At 64.1% G+C, this 9567-nt stretch carries 9 protein-coding genes; 5 read left to right on the plus strand and 4 right to left on the minus strand.

Going from position 1 to position 9567, the window contains the following annotated elements:
• Nucleotides 1-33 precede the first annotated feature (33 nt).
• The 4 genes from BLV04_RS09080 to BLV04_RS09095 form a co-directional block, all read right to left on the minus strand.
• Entirely contained in the window at nt 34-909 is an 876-nt protein-coding gene (locus BLV04_RS09080) for a CPBP family intramembrane glutamic endopeptidase (RefSeq protein WP_093030294.1), read from the minus strand.
• On the minus strand, nt 846-1343 hold the full coding sequence (locus tag BLV04_RS09085; RefSeq protein ID WP_093030297.1) for a GtrA family protein: 498 nt from the start codon (nt 1341-1343) through the stop codon (nt 846-848). Before BLV04_RS09085 ends, BLV04_RS09080 begins: the two co-directional genes overlap by 64 nt.
• Nucleotides 1340-2344 (minus strand): glycosyltransferase family 2 protein, encoded by a 1005-nt coding sequence (locus BLV04_RS09090; RefSeq protein WP_093030300.1) that lies wholly within the window; start codon nt 2342-2344, stop codon nt 1340-1342. Before BLV04_RS09090 ends, BLV04_RS09085 begins: the two co-directional genes overlap by 4 nt.
• Before the next feature lie 97 nt (nt 2345-2441).
• Nucleotides 2442-4235 (minus strand): ArnT family glycosyltransferase, encoded by a 1794-nt coding sequence (locus BLV04_RS09095; protein ID WP_175534556.1) that lies wholly within the window; start codon nt 4233-4235, stop codon nt 2442-2444.
• 294 nt (nt 4236-4529) lie between these two features.
• On the opposite strand from BLV04_RS09095, the gene BLV04_RS24865 reads away from it, so the two are divergent.
• The 5 genes from BLV04_RS24865 (at nt 4530) to BLV04_RS09115 (ending at nt 9528) form a co-directional block, all read left to right on the plus strand.
• Nucleotides 4530-4682 carry a hypothetical protein gene (locus BLV04_RS24865; RefSeq protein WP_175534557.1) on the plus strand — a complete coding sequence of 51 codons (153 nt, stop codon included), beginning with the start codon at nt 4530-4532 and terminating at the stop codon, nt 4680-4682.
• A gap of 240 nt (nt 4683-4922) precedes the next feature.
• The gene (locus BLV04_RS09100; RefSeq protein WP_139191892.1) at nt 4923-6569 is read left to right on the plus strand and encodes a tetratricopeptide repeat protein; all 1647 of its coding nucleotides are present in this window, start codon (nt 4923-4925) and stop codon (nt 6567-6569) included.
• Between the two features lie 66 nt (nt 6570-6635).
• Complete coding sequence (locus BLV04_RS09105) at nt 6636-7580, plus strand: LysR substrate-binding domain-containing protein (protein WP_093030309.1); 945 nt, start codon at nt 6636-6638, stop codon at nt 7578-7580.
• A 217-nt stretch (nt 7581-7797) separates the two neighbouring features.
• Nucleotides 7798-8517, plus strand: a complete 720-nt coding sequence (locus tag BLV04_RS09110; protein WP_093030312.1) for a carboxypeptidase regulatory-like domain-containing protein — start codon at nt 7798-7800, stop codon at nt 8515-8517.
• A gap of 45 nt (nt 8518-8562) precedes the next feature.
• Complete coding sequence (locus BLV04_RS09115; RefSeq protein ID WP_093030315.1) at nt 8563-9528, plus strand: metallophosphoesterase family protein; 966 nt, start codon at nt 8563-8565, stop codon at nt 9526-9528.
• Nucleotides 9529-9567 lie beyond the last annotated feature (39 nt).

Genomic DNA, 9567 nt, shown 5'->3' on the forward strand with positions numbered 1-9567 from the left:
GCGGCTGATCCCGCCATCTTCCGGACACTCGACTCAAGCAACATAGGACCTCGAACGTCGTGTCCATCCCCAAAAGAGCAGCGCCAGCAGGCCGATCCATACCGCCGCCAGCCAGCCGATGATGCCGTCGTAGCTGCCGACCAGGAAGGCGGCCGGGGCATCGGGGTTGCCGTCGGTCATCCGCCGCGTGACCTGAATCACGAAGACCCAGCCCGCGTGCAGCCCGATCCCCCAAGCAATGTGCCCCGTGCGCTCGCGCACCAAGGCCAGAAAGACCCCGACCATGAAGAGCGCGGCCATCGAGCTCAGATGCTTCCACTGGAAGACGTCGACGAAGACGGCGCCGAACATCTGCCACGCGCCCGTCCAATCGAAGGCTACGCCCGCGGGCAATTCACTCGGCTTCATGAAGTGGACCAGCATGTAGAGAAACGCCGTCCAGACCACGGCCGAGGCGACACCGTCGCGCCGGCGGATCGCCGTGTAAAGGGCACCGCGGAAGAAGGTCTCCTCCAAAACGCCGATCAGGAGCCCGCCGATCAGGGCCTGGAGTGCCTTCTTTGCCAGAAAGGGCCAGAGCTCCAGGTCCGCATCGGGCAGACGGATCTCCAAGGCGACGAGGGCTAGCGCCAGCACCAGGAGGATCGCCACCCCTTCGACCCAGCCCAGAGCGACCGCGCGCCGGAAGGCCGGCTTTGCAATACCGTAACCCAGCGCGGTCCGGTCCGCGAGCCGCATAAGCTTGAGAAAGGGCCAGACCCCGAGCAGGATGAAGACCTGCGCCAAACGCCCCATCACCCGCTGCGGATCCTCGTCGAGCCAGCCGGTCGACATGACCGGGTAGGTCAAGAGCGCGGCAAGGAGGAGGCAGGCGAGGAGGTACGAGAAGAAGACGGCTGTGATGCGCATGGGATGGATTGCACGCTCGGAGCAATAAAGGCGAATCGTCGCGAGGCCAGGAAGTTGAAGAGCATCGCAACAGCGGAACCGGCGGCCAGCGGGATGACCGGGTAGGCCGCGAGCGCCGGGAATCCACTCGCAACCAGGGCGTAGATCCCGAGGTTGATGAGTGCGCCGACGATCTGGACCGCAACATAGCGGGCATACTCGCGCGTGCGGTCCGCGGAGATTCGATCGATGAATGTAAATCGCCGGTTCAGATACCAGGTCACGGACACCGCGAGACTGAAGGAAACCGCACGGGCCTCGTAGAGTCCCCTATCGAGCCCGCTCACCAAACCCGTCAAGACCGCGGCGTCGACCAGAAACCCGATCGCGCCGATCATCGCGAAACGCAACGCCTCGGTGCGCAGGCGCGCTTGCGGACACCCGGCTTTGCTCATGGGTCCTCCTCGGACGCCGAATCCATCGCCGGCAAGGGCGGGGTCGCCAGATAATGCAGCCGCTTGAGCTCGCGTCTGCCGTGGGCAACGGTGTCGAGAATCAAGCCGCTTGCCAGCGAGAGGAACGCGAGCAACATCATCCCGGTAGCCAGTATCGCGGTGGGAAAACGCGGGACCAAACCCGTGTGTGCGAACTCGGCAAAGATCGGCCAAGCCAGAGCGACCGCGCCGAGCGCCAGCACGCCGAAACAGGTAGAAAAGAAGGCAAGCGGTCGCTCCTCCTTGAACAGGACCCCGATCGTCTTGACGATTCGCCAGCCGTCGCGAAAGGTGCGCAGCTTGCTGTACGAGCCTTCCGGCCGCTCTCGATACGGCGTTTCAACCTCGGCCACCTTCATCTGCATCTCCAGCGCGTGGACCGTCAGCTGGGTCTCGATCTCGAAACCGGCGGACAGGGCCGGAAAGGACTTGACGAAGCGACGCGAGAACACCCGGTACCCGGTCAGCATATCCCGGAAGTGATTTCCGAACAGGCCTGCGACCATCCCGGTGAGGATGCGGTTGCCCAACCGGTGACCGCGGCGATAGACCTCGCGGGTTTCTCCGATGCGCGCGGCACTGACCATATCCAGACGCTCGACGACGAGGCGTCGCAGGAGTCCGGGCGCACTGGCGGCGCAATAGGTGTCGTCGCCGTCCACGAGGACGTAGAGATCCGCATCGACGTCGCTGAACATGCGACAGACCACATAGCCCTTCCCTTGCATGGTTTCGCGACGGACGATGGCGCCGGCTTGACGGGCCTGCGCTGCGGTGTCGTCCGTCGAGTTGTTGTCGTAGACGTAGATCCGAGCCCAAGGCAGGGCTGCCCTGAAATCACGCACCACGGCCGCAATCGCCGCGGCCTCGTTGTGACAGGGGATCAGCACCGCCGTGCGCAGTGCCGCAAGATCCGGATCGGGACAGGGCGAAGATCCGTCGATCTCGATCAATTGATGCATAGTCGCCTCCTCGACGCAACGACGCCGGCCTCGACCGCCCGCACTCCGGCGGCAGGCCACGGGCCTGCGCGGAACGACCGAGACCGTCGCGGCGGTCTCAACGCCGATCCTTCAAGCGGTAGAGCTCGACGCGATCGGTACGGCGCACGAGGGTAAAATAACGGTCGATATCCGGATCAAGCGCGAGGTCCGCGAAGGACGGATGACGTCGATTGATCAGGAGGGCGTTGGTGTCCATCGACGCCAGATAACCGGCAAGCTCCGCACCCTTGCCCAAACGACGGGCCACCTCCGAGTAACGCCCGGGACCGAACCAGTCGCCGGTGACCGGCACGGGGAAGTAATAGATCTCCCCCTCGAAGCCGAGCTGAAAAACGCGCAATCCGTCGTCGGGGTCGACATCGCTCAGGATCTCGTAGGCGGCAGACCTTTGGCGCAACACGGCGTCACGCGCGTCGGCAGTCGGCGCAATGCGCCCCCACGCGAGCTTGGCGTCGTCGATGTAGCTGAACCCGATGATCAGCAAAAGGATGCTCGGGAGCGCGACGCGCCAGCGCTTGCCGAGCCTCGCCCAAAGGGCTCCGACCCTGCGGCCGAGTCCGATCAGATCCGACACCCTGACAAAGACAAAGGCCGAGAGCAAGGCCAACAGCGGATACACCGGGACCAGATAGCGCGGATAGCCGGAGACCAGGATCCAGATCAGGGCCGAGCCGAGCACGGCCGCGACCAGGCCGCGGTAGATCCCGGATGAACCTTTCAGAAAAAACACACTTGCTGCGGCGACACAGAGATACCACTCGGGCCAACCGCGAACCCCATCGAGATCCCGGTACTGCGCCCTCAAATCATCGGCATTCCAGAGCCAATATCCGAAGAAACGCCCGCCGATGGGATGCAACGGGTCTCCGGAGATCCAGAGATTGCGCAGGTACCAGTACCCACCCACGAAAAACAACACGAGCGAGGCCCGCACCAGGACCGATGGCCGTCGCTCCACGGCAAGCGCCAGCAGGACGAGCACCGGCAGATAGAACAGACCCTGGTACTTCGTCCCGACCGCCAGACCCGCAAAAAAGGCCGCAAGATAGATCCAGCGCGCATCCTGCTGCTCGTAGGCAAGCGCGAGCGCCACGAATCCGAAGAACAGAAACAACCCGACGCCGAGATCGACATAGGCCGTTTCGTAGAACCAGAGGGTTGCGATGATCGTCTGAAGGGCAGCCACGAAGCCCGTGCGCCGGTCGAAATAACGACGACCGACCGAGTAGACCCCGACGGCAACGAGCACCCCGGCGAAGGCATGGATCAGATGCGGAAACACATCGTTGCCGAGCACCAGCGCGGCCGCGTAAAGCAGGTGGAAATTGAAGGCCGACAGCGGGTAGCGCAGCGACTCGTTGACCGTCAGGCCGCCCTCCCGGGCCCAATCGCGGGCGGTCGGAAGGTGATACATCAGCTCGTCGAATTGAAACGGGATCTGCAGCGCCCGGGTGAGCAGCGGGATGACCGATAAGAGGATCAGAAGGATCCAGAACCACTCGCGCGGGCTGACCTGCCCCGGCCGAACCGAGACCGGGATCTTCCGCGAGGATCGTACGACCGTCAGGCCATGTGCCGCGGCGGCCACCAGTCCCGACAACACCAGCAGCAGGATGGCGTTCGACACCAGCAAGCCCGTCGCAGCCAGGAGGAACAAGCTCACGACGAAGACGCCGATGCCCGCTGCAAGGCGTAGGCTGCTCCGAAGCCCCGCATCCAGATCGGCCATCGCAAGCGGCGCGAGCAGCCGCTGTCCGGCACCGAATGCGGCGATTGCATAGGTTGCCAGCCAAGTCAGCTGATCAAGCGCAAATGCCAGCTTGGCCGACAGGGCGCCGGCGTCACTCATGTCGAAACCGCGCCCGAAGGACAGCGACAGGCACCTTGATTCCTGCCCGGGTCGGTTCGGCCCCGTCCCGCCCTGCGACGATGCGCTGGCCCTGCGCATGCTGATCGGCGCGATCCATCCTGTCCCCGAAAAAAATCAAAGTGGCCCCGCGAGCAAGGAGGACGACCAAAGTGCGATATTCCGTGCGTTGACGGTGCAACAAACCGGGCCTGAACGTTAAACGCTGAGGAGCGGACTGGCAAGACGACCGAGACACGTGAGGATCCCGACTCCGAATGGAGCCGAGCGCCGTGAATGCAGCGCGAGAGCGTAAGTCTGGACCAGGACGAGCTGGGCCGGATGGCCGCGGCGCGGGGGCGTGTGCAGCGGATAACCTCAAGCTCGGAGACCATCCTGCACGCCGATGCGGTGCACGGGTTGGATTCCCGGTCGAGCTGCTCGGCATGATCCCCTGCGTGCTCCAGGATGCGCAGGCCGAAGTGCTGATCTTTGGGCCATCCACACGGAATCCCGACTGGTCTAATCGGAATATTTTGCTAAGGTTAAGTGAGAGCATCCGGACGCGCATCCGATCGCCGCCGGGGCGGCCGTGGCCATCTCCTCTCCCGGTCCTCGGCGCAACAAGGATCTATACGGTGCGCACACCCCCGATTCCGGTGCCGGCTAAATATCGTCCGGGAGGTCAACATGAACCTTCGCGACATTCCAGCAGTGTCTTGGGGTTTGCTCATGGTCACGTCGCTGGTCTCCGCGGCTGCCCCCGAGCAACCGATCGCCCCCTTACTCGAGGGCATGGGCAACCATCATCACGACATCACGACCGACTCGCCGCAGGCACAGCGCTATTTCGATCAGGGCCTCGTCTTGTCGTTCGGCTTCAATCACAAGGAGGCCGCGCGCTCCTTCCGCCAGGCGCAGACCCTCGACCCCGAATGTGCCATGTGCTTCTGGGGGGAGTCCTTGGTGCTCGGCCCCAATATCAACGCGGGGATGGATGTAGCCGAGAATCCCCGCGCCTATGCCGCCGTTCAACGCGCTCTGGCCCTCAAGGACTCGGCCACCGAGCGCGAGAGGACCTACATCGAGGCACTCGCCGAGCGCTATACCGAGCAGGCACCCGATGACCGCGGCGCGCTCGACCAAGCCTATGCGGAGGCGATGGGCAAAGTGGCCGAGCGCTTTCCCGAGGACCCGGATGCGGCGAGCCTCTATGCCGAAGCCCTGATGGACACCACGCCCTGGGACTACTGGGAGGACGACGGCTCGCCCAAGCCCGTCACCCGGACCATCCTCGCGACACTGGAGACCGTACTCGCCGAGCATCCGAATCACCCGCTGGCCAATCATCTCTACATCCACGCCGTCGAGAAGGTCCATCCCGAGCGCGGCATCGGGGCGGCAGATCGGCTGCGCGACCTGGTGCCGGGCGCCGGTCACCTGGTGCACATGCCGGGGCACATCTATATCCGCGTCGGGCGTTACGAGGAGGCGGTGCTCGCCAACGAGAAGGCCATCGCCGCCGACGATGCCTACATCGCGCAGTGCCATGCCCAGGGTCTCTACCCGGTGGCCTACATGCCGCACAACCACCACTTCCTCGCCGCGGCGGCGAGCTTCATCGGGCAGAGCCGCAAGGCCCTCGATGCTGCGCGGCACACGCAGGCCCACCAGGATCAGGAGCTCATGCGCGAGGCCGGTTATGCCACCCTGCAACATTACTGGGCGCTGCCTTATTTCGTCATGGTGCGCTTCGGACGCTGGGACGATGTGCTCGCCGAACCGCAACCCGCGGAGGATCTGATCTACCCGACCGGCATATGGCATTACGCCTGGGGCCTGGCCCTGGCGCGCACACATGACCTCGCCGGGGCGAAGAGCTCGCTTTCGGCGCTCGCATCGATCGCCGACGACCCCGAGATGGAAGCCACGCGCATCTGGGAAACCAACAGCATGGCTCAGGTTCTCACGATCGCGCGCGAGGTGCTGGCCGGAGAGATCGCGCTGGAGGAGGGCGGTCGGCTCGATGCCGCAATCGAACATTTCGAAACGGCGGTGCGTCTGGAAGACGCGCTGACCTACGTCGAGCCCTCGGACTGGTACGTGCCGGCCCGCCAAAACCTCGGGGCGGCCCTGCTCGCCGCGAACAGGCCAGCGGATGCAGAAGCGGTCTACCGCAAGGATCTCGAGATCTACCCCCACAACGGGTGGTCCCTGGCCGGGCTGGAGCAGAGTCTGCTCGCGCAGGGAAAGAGCCTCGATGCGCAGAGCGTTGCGCTCGAGCTCGCGCGGGTGTGGGCCGGGGCGGATGTCGAGATCGAAGGCTCGCGGCTCTAAGGTTCGGACATCCGATCGAGGGCGCTCCGAGGCACCTGCCTCGGAGCGTGCGACAAGAGGCGACCCATGACGATCCGGGAGCTGAGCTACCTCGTGGCGTTGGCCGACAAGAAGAATTTCGGCCGGGCCGCCGCGATCTGCCACGTCGGGCAGCCGACGCTGAGCATGCAGATCAAGAAGCTCGAGGACTACCTGGAGGTCACCCTGTTCGAGCGGGACAATCACCATGTGAGTCCCACCCCGATCGGCGAGGAGGTGATCAAACGGGCGCGCGTTGCCCTCGAGGCGCTCGGCGAGATCCGCGAGCTTGCCCGTCAGGCGCGAGACCCGATGGACGGCACGGTGCGACTCGGGGTAATTCCGACCCTTGCCCCGTTTCTCTTGCCCCGCGTGCTCTCCGCACTGAGACACGACTTCCCGGATTTCCGTCTCGTCGTTCGCGAGGATCCGACGACACGTCTGCTCGATGCGCTGCACAGCTACGAGCTCGATGCGCTGCTCCTCTCGCTCCCGACGGAGTATGGCGGCATCGAGGTCTTACCGCTGTTCCGGGAGCCCTTGATGGCGGTCTTGCCCAAGGACCACCCCTTGGCGTCCGAGACAGACATCCTCCCCGAGGAGCTGTGCCGCTACACCCTGCTGCTGCTCGGCCCGGAGCACTGCCTGCGCGACCAGGTGAGCGCCTACCTGGCGACCTGCCTCGCAGATCGGCCCGACGCGATCGAGGCAAGCAGTCTCGAGATGTTGCTCCAACTGGTGGCAGCCAGCGCCGGCTGTAGCCTCTTGCCGGCGCTGGCCGCCTCACCGAATGTCGTCGGGGGTCGACCCGACGCGGTCTGCTTCCGTCCGCTCGCACCTCCGGTGCCCACCCGTACCCTCGGGATCGCCTGGCGCCGCGGCTACTCACGAGCGCCGTCGCTCCTAGGGCTAGCGCGATTTCTGCACGCCAATCTGCCGACGATCGTGGAACCCCTGTCGCTCGCAAACGCGGCAGGCTCGACTCGCATCTGATCGTCGGTCCTGCACCGTCCCGAGGTCAACGAGGACAAAGCGGCATCGGCGCCCCTACCGGCCGTCATCGTCATTTCTCGATGACCGTGATCTACACAATCAATTTGGCTTGCTCGGAGCGCTGACCTATTCGTATAGGTGAGCGCGGTAGTCGGAAATCGAGGCGAATCGAATCGACCGGCGGGCCCTGTTGAAACCGGATCTGGAGTGAAACCTCATGAGCTGCAAAACCTCAGTCGCAAGCGGCCTCGGGATCCTTTCACTGGTCCTCGCTTGCGGGGCAACGCAAGCCTACGAGGCCATCGATGTCGCCGGTGGCGGAACCCTCGAGGGACGGGTGATCTATGAAGGCAGGGTCCCGGTCAAAAAGATCATCCCCACGAAAGACGGTCAAGTCTGCGGCGGGCCCCGCGAGGAGCCGCAGGTGTATGTGGGACCGGACAAGGGCGTGCAGGATGCCGTCGTCTATTTAAAGGAGGTCTCGCGAGGAAAGCCCTGGGGCGAGCCCGAGCAGACGCCGGTCATCGACAACAAGGATTGCCGCTTCCATCCCGCCATGCAGATCATTCGCGCGGGCGAGATCGACATTCACAATTCGGATCCCGTCCTGCACAACACCCGCGCCTTCTACGGCCGCCGCTCCGCATTCAACGTTGCCCTGCCGAACGCGGGCGATCAGGTCACCCAAGAGCTTCCGCGTCCCGGCATGGTCCGCCTCGAATGCGATGCCCATGGCTGGATGCTGGCCCATGTCTTCGTAGCGGACAACCCCTACTACGCCCTGACCGACGCAACAGGCCATTTCAGCATGACCGACATTCCACCGGGGGACTACACCCTGGTGGCAACCCAGAGCTACACGGGCGACACCGAAACGACCGTGACGGTGAAAGGCGGCGATGTCCAGGCGCTCACCATCGAGTTGAGCAAGCCCTGAGGTCGATATCGCACGCACCTTTCCTGTCTTGGAGGAGACCGAACGATGAACGAACAGGCATTACATCGGCGTGACATGGACCGGCTGCTGCGCCGATCCGGCGAGACGCCGTCAAACGCGATACGCATGACCCGTCGTATCTTCCTGCATAAGTCGCTCGTTCTCGGCACAGCCGGCGCCGCGGCCTATGGCTTCTTTCCCTTGCTCAATACGCTTGACTTCGCCTTCGCCGCCGGCGGCGAGCCATTCAAATTCGCGTGGATCTCCGACACGCATCTGTATCCGAGGGATCTCAACAGCCGCTTCGTCGAGAAGACGGTCCGTGCCATCGAAGAGGTCCAGGCGATGGACCCGCCCGCCGATTTCTTGATCTTCGGCGGCGATCTCGCTCAACTCGGCGACCCCGTCGAGCTCGAGCTCGGCGCCGAGCTGCTCGAGGAGGTGACGATCAAGAAGGTCTTCATCCCCGGCGAGCACGACTGGTATCTCGACATGGGCGAAACCTGGAACCGCATGTTCGGGGAGACACCCTGGACCTTCGATCACAAGGGTGTGCGTTTCATCGGCCTGGACACGGTCAGCCGCGCGGAGGACTTCTGGACCTCGCGCAAGATGAGCCCGAAGGAGCGGATGGGCCACATGGCCACCTTGGACGGCACACTCGGGGGCGCCTGGGCAGCGGTCGGAGCGGAGCAGCTGATCTGGCTCGGCGAGACCCTCTCCGATTGGCCGAAGGATGCGCCGATCGTGTTGTTCACCCACAACCCGATCTACGAATACTACCCCCCGTGGAACTTCTGGGTGCGCGATTGGCGGCAGCTGCACGAGGTCCTCGAGCCCTATGCCAACGTCACCAATATCCACGGCCATACGCATCAAGTGCTCTACAACGAGATCGGCAAGGTGCGCTCCATCGGCATGCTCGCCACCTCTTGGCCTTGGCCCTATGCGCCGGTGAGTACGGCCACCTTCCCTGATGGGTTTTTCCTCTTAAATCGTCAACTTGTATGAGGGAGAGCGGTGGGCCTCCCTCGGGGTGCTTGAACAACA

Origin of the sequence: Thiocapsa roseopersicina, assembly GCF_900106925.1 — a bacterium.
In the GTDB taxonomy this organism is placed as follows: Bacteria; Pseudomonadota; Gammaproteobacteria; order Chromatiales; family Chromatiaceae; genus Thiocapsa; species Thiocapsa roseopersicina.